Consider the following 16,722-nt stretch of genomic DNA (forward strand, 5'->3'; position numbering starts at 1 on the left):
TATTAATTGATTCTGGTTAGTTAATCTTTTATATATCTATTTAATAGTATAAGTCACTTCTAAAACCTTTCATGCGCCCTTCAAATCATCATCATTTTCATTAGCGAATTTATTAACTTTTGTATGAGTAGAATAATTCAAACCTGCTTTTTTGCCGTTTTGAGCGAAGAATTACGGATTACAAAAATTAAAGTTCCAATAATCATTATTCCATATTAATCAATAATTGTTTTTGAAAATTCAACAACAGTTTTTAGCATTTTAAACCTTAAAAAATTAGGGTTAAAGTAAAAAGTACTACAAAAATAATCGTCAAAACGTCTTAAAAAAACAAATATACAAAGAACACCCCTTAAAAAATAGGGGTATCATTTAAAAATAAATTTAAAAACAAAAAATAGCACAGTATAAAAACAGAAAGCCAAACAAAACAATCGTAAGAATAAATTCTTACAAAAAAAATCATGCAAATAAGTTTATATACCCAAATCAAATTGCTCTTTTTAAACTCAAAAAGATAAAAAAAGCCCGTTCATTTAATTTGAACGGGCTTTGCAAAAATGATCTGACGAACCTATTTATTCTTTATTATACATTCTCAAATATTCGCGAACTTTAATTCCAGATTCTTTTAAATCCTCATCTTTCCATTTTCCTTCCGATTTAGCAGATTTTTTTAGAATAGAACAAGTTTCGTCTTTATCTGAAACCGACCAAGTAATCCAGCTTAATTTTCGAGCTTCCATCCAATCTACATATTCCTGCCAAGCTTTATAATTTAACGGCCCATCGCCAGAAGCTTCCATTCCGGCAGATTCTGAAATGAAGACAGGCAAACCACTTTTAATAGCGCTATCGGTTCTATCTCTTAATTCTTTACCATGCGTTGCCGCATAAAAGTGCATCGTATACATTATATTAGTATAACCTCTTATCGGATCTTCGGCAGGAAGATCAATATCTTGATCCCAATGCGGACAGCCAACTAAAATTATATTGTTAGGATCATTGTCTCTAATAACTTTAATAATTTCTTCTGCATAGTTTTTTACTTCTCCCCAAGTTTCATAATCCGGTTCGTTGAAGACTTCATATATTATATTGGGATATTTGGCATACTTTTTAGATATCTCTGCAAAAAATTCTTTTGCTTCGTTAAGATTTACATTATGGCTGTGCCAATCTATAATTACATATATATCAGACTTTATTGCGCCATTTACAACAGCTTCTATTTTCTCTTTCGAGAATTGCGGATCCTTTATATAGGAGTAATCACCAAGTTCGATTCCCATTGCGGCGCGAACCACATTGCAATTAAAATCCTTTTTTAACCAACTTACCGCTTTTTCATTATAGAATCTCGGCCACATGCTATGCCAGCCAAAACTTAAACCGCGAAGCACAATTGGATTATTGTCTTTGTCTACAAGCTGAGTCCCCAGAACACTCAACTGTCCGTGTTTTTTCACAAATTGTGCTTTTGAAACGTTTACAAGAAACAAAAGAAAAAAAGCAGCGTACCAAACCTTTGATTTCATATTATATAGATTTAAGGAATTAATTTTAAGGTAATAACATCATGCGAAGCTATTTCGGCTGTAAAAGCTTTTTTCGTATTTCCGACTTCTTTATTTTTCCAAAGATCTTTCAATTTGAAGGTTGTTTTATTAAAATCGGTTTCATATCCAAAATCAGCATCTTTGAGATTGTTTTTCTTCCAATCGAAATTGATCTTTTTTGAAGTTTCCGTTCTGTTTATAAAGCTTACTGCCCAAGCTCCATCAGAAAGCGGTTTTACCCACACTTCTACTCCGTCTAAGATAACGTATTTAAATCCCTGAATTCCAAGTTTATCCTGATTTACGGCCAACAATTCTTTATTGGTTAAAATTGCTAAAGTTTCTTTAGACATTTTTCGATAATCGTTTCCTGTAAATAAAGGCGAAGAAAGCATGCACCACATTGCAAAATGCGTTTTATCTTCCGTACCGTTCATTTCGTTTCCAACTTCCATCATATCAAAATCATTCCAATGATCTGGACCTGAATATTTACGAATATCTTTTCGCATATCGGCAATTTTCATGAATCCCCAAGACGACCAATTTTCTGGATGTTTAAATTCACAATCAAAACAAGGATAAATATCTCCTGAGATTCTCCAAAGATTTCCAACAGATTTTCCCCATTCCCAAGGCTGATTATCTCCCCATTCGCAAAGGCTGAAAACAATAGGTCTTCCTGCTGTTTTTAATGCATTACTCATGGTTGTATACGCTTCTTTTGCAGTAATTCCTTCTGTATTACACCAATCGTACTTTAAAAAATCGATTCCGAGTTTAGCATAAAATCTCGCATCTTGATATTCGTAACCTCTTGTTCCTGGATAACCTGCACAGGTTTTTGTTCCAGCGCAATTATAAAGCCCAAATTTCAAACCTTTACTGTGGACATAATCGATAAGCGCTTTCATTCCGTTTGGAAATTTTTCTGGATCGGGCACTAGATCACCGTTTGCATCACGCTCATGTGTCATCCAACCATCATCTAAAACAATATAATTGTAACCAGCCGCTGCCAAACCCGAAGAAACCATAATATCCGCCGTTTCTTTTACTAATTTTTCGTCAATATTGGTTGCAAAAGTATTCCATGAATTCCAGCCCATTGGAGGCGTCATTGCGAGTCCTTCAAATTTTCCGGCTTGCTGTTTATGAGTATTTCCTTGGCTGAAAGCAAAACTCGAAATACTTAAAGCAAGCATCAATGCGATTTTTTTCATTTTCTAGATCTTAATTCATTATAAAAAGATGTTCCCTAATTTTTCAACTAGGGAACATCACAAACTAACTCAAAACCGATTCTTATTTTAATACAAATCCTAAATTATCAAACAATACAGTATTACCCCCATCACTATTTGATTCTTGGAATGTAATCATTGAAAGAGTTGAAGGATTACCTAATTTATCTAACGGAATTTCTATGTAAACCCAAGCAGTTGTAACTGGAATAACATAGTTTGGACCGCCATTTAAATTAAAGTTAACCTGACCATTTTTAGCTCCTTTTACCGCGATTCTAAATGCTTTATAAGGAGTCATATCAACATTGAAGCCCCAATTTCCACCATCCCAAGCTGCGAATTCCCATTGCCATGATTTTTCGCCTTGATACGAATCGCCATCAAAATCAAAGTTAACTCCTTTACCGGCCCAAGGTCCTCCCCACTGCATTCCGTAAAGTTTATCATCATACAATGCTGTTCCAATAGCTTCTTTTGAAACTGCTGTTCCAGAAATATTAGAAACTGTCAAATATCTATGATTCGCATTAGCTGGAATTTTCACTACTACTTCTTCTAAAGTTGATGAAACAACCTCAACAGGAACCGCAGGTTCTGTAGAAGTTTGAGCCAACGTAACAATTGGATCTAAGAAGTACTTACCTTTTATAGTTACCTCATCTCCTTCTTCACAGTTTATAGAATTGAATCCGCTGAATGTTGGTACTGGTGGCGCAACCACTAAATCATATTCTGCTGTTCCTCTGCTTGTAACTACTCTTAATTTATTAGCAGCATTTGCAAAAGGCGTATTTTCGTCAACAAGAATAATAATGTCTGTATCGGTTACAAAAGTTGACCTAAAATAAGTATCATAATCATTGAAATAAACTTTTGTTGCTGTTAGAAATCCTTTTCCGTGAATTACATAATAGTTTTTTGGATCTACTAATTTTGTTGGTTCTAATGGTTTAAGACTGCCATCTGCATTATAACCAGAAGGCATAACCGATTCTATGACAGGCGCTCCTGTGTATACATCAGCGCTATCATCGTTTGAGCAGGAAGTAAAAAGCAATAATGATAGCATTAATACCAAACATGCTGCTAATGAAACAATTTTTAAATTTTTCATATTTTAATATTTTTAAAATTATTTAAAAGTATATGGTACTACTTCCGTTAATTTTGGATTTTTAGTTAAGTCATCAGCAGGATAAGGAAGCAAAAGATTCGTTGCCGAAATTGTAATATGTTTTTCAACTTCTCTGTTCCCTCTGTTTTGTGCTTCTAGAATTGCTTTAGCTCTTTCGAAAGGCAAACGTCCTAGATCAAAATAGTAATCTCCTTCGCAAGCTAATTCTGCACGTCTTTCTTTAAAAATATCATCAAATGTAATTACAGATTTTGCTGACAGACCTGCTCTTTTTCGAACTGCATTGTATGATTTAAGTGCATTTGCATCTGTAGTACTTCCTGATTGTGCGCCAAGAATTGCTTCTGCATGAATTAACAATAATTCAGCATAACGCATCATATAGCTATTCATACTGCTTTCTCCATTATTTACAGGATTAAAAGCTCCAGTAATTGGAAGATTTTCTTTTCCGATAACATATTTCTTAAGTCCTGCGCCAGATTTTTGTGCTTCATATTGCAACTCAAAAGTATAGCCTAATATTTTTGGAGCACCGATCTCTAATGTTTTTGCATAAGTCAAATTAGGATAAAAATCTCCCGGAAGCATGAAAGTCTCAATTCTTCTTCTATCTCCGTTTTCAAAACCATTTTTTATTAAATCTTGAGATGGGGCAATCTGACCAGAATATGTAGTTTCTACTAATCTATTTTCAGGAGCAAATAATGTATTGGTAAAGTTTCCGTCAAAATAACCTCCAGTTCCTGTCCATTGCCAAGCAAAAATAGATTCTTCATTATTGTTATTTTTTTGCAAAAACAAATCAGCAAAAGATTTACTTGGAAGTTCTTCTCCTCCTAATAATTTAAACTCTCCGCTATTAATAACTTCTTGCGCCATTTGTCTAGCCAAGTCATATTTCTTTTGATATAAATAAACTTTTGCAAGAAGCGCTTTTGCAGAACCAGCAGAAACGTGAGCATTTGCAGCATAATTTGAACCTCTGTTTTTGGTTCTCAAATTAGCGATTGCAAATTTCAAATCATTTTCTATGAATGTATAAACATCCTCAACTGGATTACTTGGAATAACATAGTTTTTCGAATAGTCCGCATTGTTCTCAATAATAGGCACATTTCCCCATAATCTTACTAGAAAGAAATAAGAGAAAGCTCTAATAAAATGGCATTCGCCTAACGTATTATTTAAGGCTTCTTTGCTAACATTTGGTCCAACACTTTGAGGTAAATTGCTTAGGTAAGCATTAGAATTTGCGATTGCACCAAAACAAGATCTCCAAGAATCTGATATATATCTCGATGTATTAGTGAAGCTTAAATCAGTAAAATCACCAAAATCATTATAAATATCAGCGTACATGTTTCCAGAAATCACATCAGTAATTCCGTAAAAACCTTCTTTATTCATATTAAACCAAACTAAACCATAAAGTCCGTTTGTTGCATTATCCAATTTTTCATCAGAATCATAGTAATTACCCATCGTTGGATTTCCTTCAGCAGGCACTTCTATAAAATCTTGTGAGCAAGAAGAAAACAACATCAACAATGCCATAAATCCAACACCGCCTTTTTTATATATATTTTTCATACTTCTTTTTATTAAAATTCAACATTCAAACCAAAGGTAATTTGTCTAGGCACCGGATAGCGCCCGTTGTCAATTCCTGTCATTAATGCATCCTGATTATAAGATCCCACCTCTGGATCATATCCTGTATACTTAGTAAAAGTGTACAAGTTTTGTGCAGAAGCGTATATTCTTAGTCTAGTCAATTTGATTTTCGAAATCACATCTGATGGCAATGAATATCCTAATGTCACATTCTGAATTCTCAAATACGATCCGTTTTCTATCATACGAGTTGAAACCGCATTATTTATGTGATCATAACTAGAAGGAGTCGGCAAAGAGGCATCTAAATTAGTTGCAGAATAAAAGTCAGCAGCTTCAGTTAAATAGTTAGTACCTAAACCACTGTTCATAATTCCAGATGCACGAGTTAAATTCATTAATTTATTTCCTGCTGTTCCCTGAAGAAAAATAGACAAATCAACATTTTTATATTTGAAGTTGTTTGTAAAACCATAAGTAAATTTTGGATTCGGATTTCCGATTGCTGTTAAATCGCTTTGGTCGATTTTACCATCATTATTCAAATCTTTATAAATAACATCACCTTTTACAAAATTTGGCAATAATGAGTTCGTTCCGTTTTTCAAAGGCACTTTTGTCCCAGCCTGATTTGTGTAACCATATGTTAGTAAATCCTCATCTGTTCTATAGATTCCAACAGCTTCATAGCCTAAGAAAGAACCAATTGGAAGACCTTCTTGCGTTCTTGTAACGCTTACTGTATTATAAGCCAGTGTCCCTGTTGTTTTTACAATATTCAAACCTGCCATATCTGTTACTTTATTAACATATTGGGTAAAGTTTAAACTAGAATCCCATGAAAAGTCTTTTGTAAATTTATTGTGGTAACCAAGCGTAACCTCAACCCCTTTATTTTCCATACTTCCTAAGTTAAAATATGGAGGATTTACACCGCCTTCATAATCACCACCACCAGAAAGATAGTTTGGAAGAGGCACTTGATAAAGGAAATTTTTAGAAACCTTTTTATACAAATCTACCGAAGCAGAAAATTTAGAATCAAACATTGTAAAATCTAAACCTAAGTTAGTCTGATCTTGTGTTTCCCATTTCAAATCTTTATTTGGAGTATTTGAAGGAAGATAAGAAGTTCCCATTGAACTAATTACAACGTGCAAGTTAGAATCGTATAAGTTGTTAGGAATTTGGTTATTTCCTGTTTGTCCCCATCCAAATCTAAATTTAATGTTGTCAACATATTTCTTTGTGCTTTCCATAAAAGACTCATTAGAAAGCTTCCATGAAGCACCAACAGAACTAAAAACGCCCCACTTGTTCCCTACGAAAAACTTAGAAGATCCATCGGCTCTAACCGCTGCAGAAACTCCATAACGATCAGCATAATCATAAACTACCCTTCCTAAATAAGAAGCTAAAGTCTGAGAACCAGAATATGTACTTTTAAGCTCCGCTTTTGTCAAATCTCCACCTGCTAGAGTTTTGTTATTATTGTCTTTATAACCATTCCCTACCATAGAATATCCTTCCCAGTGTGATCTGTTTGACTCTTGAACGGCTAAAATTGTGAAGTTATGCTTATCAATTGTATTTCTGTAAGTAAGCATGTTTTTTAAGTTCCAAGAATTTCCTGAAGACGGATTGTAATACAAGTTTGCATAATCTTTTACCGCATTTCCTAAAGAAAACATAGGATCAAAACGCTGTCCTAAATTATCGTATAGGTATCCTCCAGCTTCAAAACGATATTCTAATCCTTTAACTATATCTACTTGAGTATAGAAATTTCCAGAATAGTTCTTTCTTACCAAAGTATTAGAACCTAATAATGATGTCGCTACAGGATTTACAAAAGAAACTCCAGAAGTTGGTCCGGCAAAAGCACCCGACAATTCTCTAACTGCAACGTCTGGCGTAGCTAATAAAGAAGTTGCTACGACGCCATTAAACTGTCCGTTTAACGTCAATTTTTCATCTGTAATAGCACCACTTACATTGACACCAACTTTAATAAAGCTATTTACTTTAGCATCAACATTTGTTCTAATGTTATATCTTTTAAAACCAGATTCTATAACAATTCCTTCCTGATTCAAAACTCCTCCAGAAATATAATAAGTAACACCTTCTTTACCTCCAGAAAAAGATAGCTGATTTGAGCTCATCATACCCGTTTCGTAAATAGCATCTTGCCAGTCTGTTCCTTCTCCTAAAAGTTCTGGATGAGCAAATTCAGGTCGTTTTGAAGATGGGTCATAAACATTTGACAAAGCATTTTGATGTGTCGCATATTGCTGCAAATTCATTGAATGCAGTTTTTTAGGAAGATTGCTTATCGAATAAGAATTCTCGAAAGTCAATTTACCCGTACCTTTTTTACCAGATTTTGTTGTTACAATGATAACCCCGTTTGCACCTCTTGATCCATAAATTGCAGTTGCCGAAGCATCTTTCAAAATATCGATCGACTCAATATCATTAGGATTAATAAGCGCCAATGGACTCATCGTGATATTTCCGGCATTAGAAAAGTTAGACTCTCCCGATGCATTTCTTCCAGAAGTAGAAGAATTCCTTGCATCTCCAGAAATAGGCACACCATCAATTACATACAAAGGTTCGTTTGTACCCGTTAAAGACGAAACCCCTCTAATTTTTACCGAAACATTACTTCCTGGTTCTCCAGAGTTACTGCTTACGACTACCCCCGCCGCTTTTCCCTGCATCATTTGGTCAAAAGAAGCTACTTTAAGATTCTCAATATCTTTCGATCCAATACTCGAAATCGCACTATTGATATCTTTACGTTTTTGCGTACCATAACCAATTACGACAACATCTTTCAAGTCTTCTGCGTTAGATTTTAAGACAACATCAATTTTCGTCTTACTATTTACAACAATTTTCTGCGTTGTAAAACCGATAAAAGAGAATAATAGAGTTGAATTTGCCGGAACATCAATAGAATATTTACCATCGAAATCCGTAGAAACAGTTGCTTTTGAACCAGAAACCGAAACATTGGCACCTGGAATAGACAGTCCTTTTTCGTCTGAAACTGTCCCCGAAACTTTTACCTGAGCTGTAATAAAATTACTGGCCAGTAACAAAAATAATATCAAAGGAACGGCTGTGTGGTCAGCCTTCCAATGAATGAAGCTAGTCATTAGTTTTTTCATAATAAGTGTTGGTTAGTTAAATTTGTTTATTGTACAATTCAAAAGTAAATCCCTGGTAATTTTTACTTTCAAATTATTTAACAAATCTATAACAGAGAGGATTATCAAATCGATAATATTATATCATTTATTGATAATATTTTTACTAGAAGCAAATAAAAAAAACAAATATGAAAATTAAACCATGCAAATTTTGAATTATTCGCAATCACAATCCTCCAAAGAACACAAACGATGAATAAAAACCAATGAAACCTTAAAAATCAAACGTTTTCGTTAAAAATAATATTTATCAGTGACAAAAAAGTATCACTATAAAATACGCTTCAAGCCTGAGAATTCTTCACGATACTGACTTGGCGTACAATTTTTTGTTGATTTAAAACTACGATTGAAGTTGGCTATATTATTAAAACCAGATTTGAAAGCAACTTCAGAAACACTCATGTCTTTTTCTACCAGCCAACGTGCCGCATAACCAATACGAATATCATTTATATAATTGACAAAAGTTTTCCCGGTTCTCTTTTTTATAAATCGATTAAACGAAATAATCGACATACTTGCCACATTTGCCGCATCTTCTAAAGTAATTTTATCTGCAAAATGCTTTTGCACATATTCGTAAACCAATTTCATTTTATCATAATCATCAAAAGTATCATAGTCTACGGTATAAGTAGAAAGCAAACGTTGATTTCTAGAACTAGCAAGATCATATAATAAAGACGTGATTTCTAGAAAATAATCCATACCATCCAACTTAGAAAGCCTCACAAGTCTTGGCATCAATTCTTCTGCAGTTTTTTTCGAAAAAAGAATTCCGTGAATCGATCGATTAAACATATCTCGAATCGGATTCATAATACGTCTTGACAACAAAGATTCATGAAACAAATCGTTATGAAACTGAATCGTTATTTCATGTATTTTTTTACTTGTGCATTTATTTAGCTCCCAACCGTGATATAAATTTGGACCAATCAAAACCAATTCAACATTATCGATTTCTTCAATATTATCCCCGACAACCCTTTTAACTCCTTTTCCATTTTGAATAAAATTAATCTCAAATTCCGGATGATAATGAACCGGAAAATCAAAACTGTCTTTTACTCGATCGAAAACCAAAAAGCTGTCACTCGCGGCAAGCGGAGCTATTTCTCTATAAAAATTTTTCGTATTACCCATCTTAATCTATTTCAGAAAAAACAATCATTCTATTTTTGATGCAATAATATGATATATAATTGATAAAATAATATTAATTACACTATAATCATCCGTTTATCTTTGAAAAACTAATTTATCATTTCTTTAAAAAGAACATTAATAATAAACATTAATCATTTTTTATTAAATAACTTTTTATAGTTTTAATAATTTTAACCACAATAGCATAAATAATTTTCGGAAGAAAAAATGCTATTATTTAAAAACTGTAAACCCTTGTTTAGTTAGCTTTTAGCTAAACATCAACTTATATTTTTCGATGAAAAAACATTTTTTAAAGCTTTTAACTATAACTGTAATAAGCAGTTCGTGTTTATCTCAAAAAAACACAAGTAATACTAATTTGTCACTTTCAGATAAAAAAGCAACAGCAGAAACTAAATCTTTATATAAAGAACTTAATTCTTTAACTCAAAAAGGTTTCTTATTCGGACATCAGGACGATTTGGCTTATGGCGTAAAATGGAAATATGAAGATGGAAGAAGCGATATAAAAGATGTAGTCGGAGATTATCCTGCAGTTTATGGCTGGGATATTGCTGGTTTAGAAAACGATAAACCAAATAATATTGATGGCGTTCCTTTTGCTAAAATGAAACAATATATTATAGAAGCAGATGCAAGAGGTGGAATTTCGACAATCAGCTGGCATTTTGACAATCCTGCCACAGGAAAAAGTGCTTGGGATAATGTTCCAAATTCTTTAAAAACAATTTTACCTGGAGCAGAAAATCATAAAAAATTTACTTCTTGGTTAGATAAAGCGGCAGTTTTCTTTTTGTCTTTAAAAGATAAAAATGGCAAAAACATTCCGATTCTTTTTAGACCTTTCCACGAACTGACTGGCGGATGGTTTTGGTGGGGAAAAGGAAATTGTACTCCAGAAGAATTCAAAACTGCTTGGAAATTCACTTTTGACTATCTTCAGAAAAAAGGAGTTCACAACTTAATTTATGTTTACAACACAGGAAGTTTTGGAAATGAAAATGATTTCTTGACCAATTATCCTGGTGACAATTACGCTGACATGTTGAGTTTTGACACGTATCAAAACAATAATGATCCAAATGGAGAAAAATTCATCTCTGAAGTTCAGAATCAATTTAAAATATTAAATGAAATCAGCCTAAAAAAGCACAAATTAATGGCTTTGGCAGAAGCGGGTTATGAAGCAGTTCCAGATCCAAAATGGTGGACAGGAACTTTATTAAAAGCGATTGGCGACTATAAAATTTCTTATGTCTTGCTTTGGAGAAATCATGGATGGCAGGAAAAAGAGCAAAAAATGCATTACTACGCACCATTTTCAGGTCAAGTAAGCGAAAAAGATTTTGTCGATTTTTACAATCTCAATCAAACTATTTTTGAGAAAGACATTCAGAAAAAATTAAAATAATTGCCCCAAAATAAATTACAATCTTTAAAAGAAATCTAATGCACGACAAAATTAGTTTAAAAGAAAAAATTGGTTACGGACTTGGAGATGCTGCATCCTCAATGTTTTGGAAAATTTTCAGCATGTATCTGCTATTTTTCTACACCGATGTTTTCGGATTGGCGCCTGCCGTAGTAGGAACTATGTTTTTAATTACTAGAATCTGGGATTCTTGCTTTGACCCAATTGTTGGAATTTTAGCCGATAGAACCAAAAGCAAATGGGGAAAATTTAGACCATATTTACTTTGGGTAGCGATACCTTTTGCCGTGATTGGAGTGCTAACTTTCTACACTCCAGATTTTGACGAAAAAGGAAAAATCATTTACGCTTACGTGACCTACTCGTTAATGATGATGATTTATTCTTTAATCAACGTTCCTTACGCTTCACTTTTGGGAGTTATGTCTTCTGATCGAAAAGAAAGAAATACACTTTCTTCTTACCGAATGGTTTTCGCTTTTGGAGGAAGTCTTCTTGCGCTTTGGCTAATCGAACCTTTAGTAAATTATTTCGGAGGAAATTTAAATTCAAAATCGGGTTGGTTGGCAACAATCGCTGTTTTCGGATTAATTACAACCATCTTTTTCTGGGCTTGTTTTTTATTCACTAAAGAAAGAATCAAACCAATTGAAAACGAACAAAACAATTTAAAAGAAGATTTAAAAGATTTATGGAAAAATAAACCGTGGTGGATTTTGCTTGGTGCAGGAATTGGAGCTTTGGTATTTAATTCTATTCGCGACGGCGCTGCAGTTTACTATTTTAAATATTATGTAAGTGGCAATATAAACTTCGATTTTTCACTTTTCGGAACCGATTTTCACATGACACCAACGTCGATCTATTTGGTTTTAGGACAAGCAGCAAACATCATCGGAGTAATCGCTGCAACACCAATCGCGAATAAAATTGGTAAAAAGAAAACCTTTTTCGGAGCAATGGCTTTGGCAGCAATTTTAAGCCTTGTTTTCTATTTATTCGGAAAAGAAGATGTTTTCCTAATCATGAGTTTCCAAGTTCTAATCAGTATTTGCGCGGGATGCATTTTCCCATTAATCTGGTCAATGTATGCCGACAGCGCCGATTATTCGGAATGGAAACAAGGGCGTAGAGCAACAGGATTGGTTTTCTCTGCTTCGTCAATGTCACAAAAATTCGGATGGACCATCGGAGGCGCTGGAGCAGGATGGCTTTTAGGTTATTACGGTTTTCAGGCCAATGTTGAACAAACAGCCACAGCTCAAAACGGAATTCAATTAATGCTGAGTATTTTACCCGCAATTGCTGCTGCAATATCAGTAGCCTTCATAGCATTTTATCCTTTATCTGAAGAAAAATTACAGATAATCGAACAGGATTTAAACGAAAAGAGAAATCATTAGAAACAAAGACAAAGAAATCTATTTATATGACAACAATAACATCTCCAGCTCCTTTTCTAGAAAGAAAATCGGCGTTAGAAAAACAACATAAAACACTGCTTGAACAAAAAAACGAACCTCAGGAAACTGTTGGAAACGGTATTTACCAGCGTTATAAAAATCCGGTTGTTACCGCAGCACATATTCCGTTAAACTGGCGTTTTGATTTCAACCAAGACTCAAATCCATTTTTACAAGAAAGAATTGGTATAAATGCGGCTTTCAACGCTGGAGCAATGAAGTGGAATGGAAAATATTTATTGGCTGTTCGTGTAGAAGGAATTGACAGAAAATCATTTTTTGCTATCGCGGAAAGTCCAAACGGAATTGATAATTTCAAGTTTTGGGATAAACCTTGCGTGATTCCACAAACTGAAGAACCAGATACAAACGTCTACGACATGCGTTTAATCAACCACGAAGACGGATTTGTATATGGAATTTTCTGTACAGAAAGAAAAGATCCAAAAGCGCCAAAAGGTGACACAAGTTCGGCTGTAGCCAATGCAGGAATCGTTCGCTCAAAAGATTTGGTAAACTGGGAAAGACTTCCAGATTTGATTTCGAATACAGGACAACAGCGAAATGTAGTTTTACATCCAGAATTTGTTAACGGAAAATACGCTTTATACACACGCCCACAAGACGGTTTTATCGATGTTGGTGCTGGCGGCGGAATCGGTTTAGGATATGTTGATAATATGGCAAATCCTGTGGTTAAAGACGAGAAAATCATTTTTGGAAAACAATATCATACAATTTACGAATTGAAAAACGGTTTGGGTCCTGCTCCAATTAAAACTTCAAAAGGCTGGTTACATTTAGCGCACGGAGTTCGAAATACGGCTGCAGGATTGCGTTATACTTTATATATGTTCATGACCGATTTGAATGATATTTCTAAAGTAACTCACGTTCCCGCAGGACATTTTATGGGACCTGAAGGAATTGAAAGAGTTGGAGACGTTTCGAATGTTTTGTTTTCTAACGGATGGATCGAAGACGAAGACGGAACGGTTTACGTTTATTACGCTTCTTCAGACACTAGAATGCATGTGGCGGTTTCTTCTGTAGACAAATTGGTTGATTATGTAATCAATACTCCTGCAGATACTTTTATCTCAGCAGGTTCAGTGCAAACCATCATCAATCAAATCGAAAAAAATAACGCAATTTAAAATATCGTGTCATTACAAAGAAAGCTTTTAAAATCGGAACTAACCGCAGAACTTGATTCCATTCTAAAATATTGGTCGAAGCGTACTATTGACGACCAAAATGGAGGTTTTGTTGGTCAAATCGATTTTAACGATCATCGGATTGCGAATGCAGAAAAAGGTTCGGTTTTAAATGCCCGAATTCTTTGGACATTCTCTGCCAGTTATCAAACCACGAAAAACGAAAACCACAAAAAACTGGCGGAAAGAGCATTCGAATTTCTCGCAGCTTATTTTTATGACACACAGTTTGGAGGTCTTTTTTGGAGTATAAATGAGGATACAACTCCAAAAGACACCAAAAACCAGATTTATGCATTAGCTTTTGCGATTTATGGATTATCTGAATATTATGTGATTTCGAAAGAAGAAAGAGCTTTAGAGATTGCTAAAAATTTATATTCGAAAATTCAAGAACATAGTTACGATCCTATAAACAAAGGCTATTTTGAAGCTTTTACCAGAGATTGGCAACCTATTGAAGATTTGCGTTTAAGCGCGAAAGATGCCAACGAAAAGAAAACTATGAATACGCATCTTCATATTATTGAAGGTTATGTGAATTTATATAAAGTCTGGAAAGACGAACAATTGCTAAAAGACATTGTTGAATTATTAGAAACAATCGAAAAATATTTCATCAATACCAAAACGGGGCATTTGCATTTGTTTTTTGACGAAAATTGGAAAGAAAAACCAGATGTTATTTCGTACGGACATGATATTGAAGCAGCGTGGCTTTTACAGCAATGTGCCGAAATTTCAGGAAACGAAAGATTAATTGCCAATTTTAAAAAATACGCTATCCAAATTGCCGAAGCCACAAAAGAAGGTCTCGATTCTGATGGCGGATTATGGTATGAATATGATCCTGAAAAGAAAGAATTAATTCTAGAAAAACATTGGTGGCCGCAGGCAGAAGCTTTAATTGGTTTCTATAATGCCTATCAATTGACAGGAAAAGAAGAATATTTAGACATTGTTTACAAAATTTGGAAATTCACAAAAAAACACATGATCGACCACAAAAACGGAGAATGGTTTTGGGGCGTTTATGACGATTATTACACAATGAAAAAAGATAAAGCTGGTTTTTGGAAATGTCCATATCATAACGGCCGCGCTTGTCTGGAACTTATTAATCGAATTAAAGACTAAAGGTTTTAGGTTAAAAATTAAAACTTCTTAAATAACGTAAAACCCTAGCCCTGATAGAAGTGGAAATCCTTTTGTGGCGGGGTTCGCCACAAAAGATTGTAACGGATAGCAGGATTAGCTCCTTAAAATACAAATTATGAAAAACAGATTTTTTAAAACCCTTTCATTAGCTATGATTTTTACTGTAATCGCTTGTCAAGCGCAGGAAAAAATCACCGTAAAAGAAAACCAATTTTATAAAGGAGATCAACCTTATGCTTATATAGGAACCAATTATTGGTACGGAAGTATGTTGGCTTCAAAAAAAATAGGCGACCGAAAAAGGCTTTTGCGCGAATTGGATTTAATGAAAAAAAACGGAATCGATAATTTGCGTGTTTTGGTTGGTGCTGATGGTGGAAAATATGATTTTACAGTTCGCCCAGCCTTGCAATACGAGCAAGGAAAATATGATGAAGATCTTTTGGACGGTTTAGATTTTTTAATTTCTGAAATGCAAAAACGTAAAATGTATGCCGTTTTGTATTTGACAAATAACTGGGAATGGTCGGGCGGAATGTCGCAATATTTAGAATGGAATGGCAAAGGTCCGGTTCCGGTTCCTGCGATTCCACCAAACACTTGGCCTCAATTTATGTCGTATACAGAGCAATTTCATAGTTGCGAACCTTGCATGGAAGCGCTCAACAATCATGTGAAGTTTATTATCGGAAGAACAAACGCTTATTCTAAAAAGAAATACAACGAAGATAACACGATTATGGCGTGGCAAGTTGGTAACGAACCACGACTTTTTACTAAAGAAAACGAAGCGAAATTCACCAAATGGCTCAATAATATTGTCGATTTAATTGACAGTTTAGACAAAAATCATTTGGTTTCTACAGGTTCTGAAGGAAAAAACAGCTCGAATGACAGCATGGAAATCTTCGAAAGAACACATCAAAATCCGAATATCGATTATTTGACGATGCACATTTGGCCAAAAAATTGGAATTGGTTTAAAGCTGATAATGCCGAAGCTACAATGCCTGCAACAATTGAAAACGCTGGAAAATATATTGACGATCACATCAAAGTTGCTAATAATTTAAAAAGACCGATTATAATTGAAGAATTCGGACTTCCGAGAGAAAATGAGAATTTAAATGCGGGCGCACCTTCTGTTTATCGTGATCAATTTTACAGTTATATTTTTGGAAGAGTTGCTGAAAGTCATAAAAATGGAGGGCCGTTACAAGCAGCAAATTTCTGGGGTTATGGCGGCGAAGGAAAAGCAATTCATACTGATGGAAAATGGAATCCTGGCGAACCTTTAACGACAGATCCGCCGCAAGAGCCACAAGGTTTAAACTCCGTTTTTAACGGGGACAAATCGACTTTAGAAATTGTAAAAAAATACAATTTAGAATTGAAGAAAAAATAAAATAATTTTCACCATATAAGTGATATAAGTTCATTTAATAAGTTTGGCTTTAAGTCCAAGCTAAATTGAACTTATATCACTTATATGGT

General features: G+C 34.2%; 11 protein-coding genes. 5 read left to right on the forward strand and 6 right to left on the reverse strand.

The genetic code is table 11. The annotated features are described in order from the left end of the window. Positions 1-578 precede the first annotated feature (578 nt). From QLQ96_RS23035 to QLQ96_RS23060, 6 genes are all read right to left on the reverse strand, one after another. Positions 579-1,541 carry a glycoside hydrolase family 5 protein gene (locus QLQ96_RS23035; RefSeq protein ID WP_482493453.1) on the reverse strand — a complete coding sequence of 321 codons (963 nt, stop codon included), beginning with the start codon at positions 1,539-1,541 and terminating at the stop codon, positions 579-581. Positions 1,542-1,552: 11 nt separating this feature from the next. Beyond that, positions 1,553-2,785: a glycoside hydrolase family 27 protein gene (locus QLQ96_RS23040; RefSeq protein WP_482493455.1), complete on the reverse strand. Its 1,233-nt coding sequence runs from the start codon at positions 2,783-2,785 to the stop codon at positions 1,553-1,555. A gap of 82 nt (positions 2,786-2,867) precedes the next feature. Next, positions 2,868-3,923, reverse strand: coding sequence for an IPT/TIG domain-containing protein (locus QLQ96_RS23045; protein WP_482493457.1), 1,056 nt, complete (start codon positions 3,921-3,923; stop codon positions 2,868-2,870). A gap of 18 nt (positions 3,924-3,941) precedes the next feature. Continuing rightward, positions 3,942-5,537: a RagB/SusD family nutrient uptake outer membrane protein gene (locus QLQ96_RS23050; protein WP_482493459.1), complete on the reverse strand. Its 1,596-nt coding sequence runs from the start codon at positions 5,535-5,537 to the stop codon at positions 3,942-3,944. Positions 5,538-5,548: 11 nt separating this feature from the next. Continuing rightward, entirely contained in the window at positions 5,549-8,740 is a 3,192-nt protein-coding gene (locus tag QLQ96_RS23055) for a SusC/RagA family TonB-linked outer membrane protein (RefSeq protein WP_482493461.1), read from the reverse strand. A 312-nt stretch (positions 8,741-9,052) separates the two neighbouring features. Further along, on the reverse strand, positions 9,053-9,931 hold the full coding sequence (locus QLQ96_RS23060; protein WP_482493462.1) for an AraC family transcriptional regulator: 879 nt from the start codon (positions 9,929-9,931) through the stop codon (positions 9,053-9,055). 301 nt (positions 9,932-10,232) lie between these two features. Here QLQ96_RS23060 and QLQ96_RS23065 point away from each other — a divergent pair, with 301 nt between their 5' ends. The 5 genes from QLQ96_RS23065 to QLQ96_RS23085 all read left to right on the forward strand — a co-directional run bounded on the left by QLQ96_RS23065 (position 10,233) and on the right by QLQ96_RS23085 (position 16,633). After that, positions 10,233-11,369 carry a glycoside hydrolase family 26 protein gene (locus tag QLQ96_RS23065; protein ID WP_482493463.1) on the forward strand — a complete coding sequence of 379 codons (1,137 nt, stop codon included), beginning with the start codon at positions 10,233-10,235 and terminating at the stop codon, positions 11,367-11,369. A gap of 38 nt (positions 11,370-11,407) precedes the next feature. Then, positions 11,408-12,793, forward strand: coding sequence for an MFS transporter (locus QLQ96_RS23070; RefSeq protein WP_482493464.1), 1,386 nt, complete (start codon positions 11,408-11,410; stop codon positions 12,791-12,793). Between the two features lie 26 nt (positions 12,794-12,819). Then, positions 12,820-14,010 (forward strand): glycoside hydrolase family 130 protein, encoded by a 1,191-nt coding sequence (locus QLQ96_RS23075; protein WP_482493466.1) that lies wholly within the window; start codon positions 12,820-12,822, stop codon positions 14,008-14,010. 6 nt (positions 14,011-14,016) lie between these two features. Beyond that, positions 14,017-15,207, forward strand: a complete 1,191-nt coding sequence (locus QLQ96_RS23080) for an AGE family epimerase/isomerase (protein ID WP_482493468.1) — start codon at positions 14,017-14,019, stop codon at positions 15,205-15,207. 136 nt (positions 15,208-15,343) lie between these two features. Beyond that, positions 15,344-16,633, forward strand: a complete 1,290-nt coding sequence (locus QLQ96_RS23085) for a glycoside hydrolase 5 family protein (protein WP_482493470.1) — start codon at positions 15,344-15,346, stop codon at positions 16,631-16,633. The last annotated feature ends 89 nt before the right edge of the window (positions 16,634-16,722 follow it).

This window comes from Flavobacterium sp. B167r (assembly GCF_056824315.1).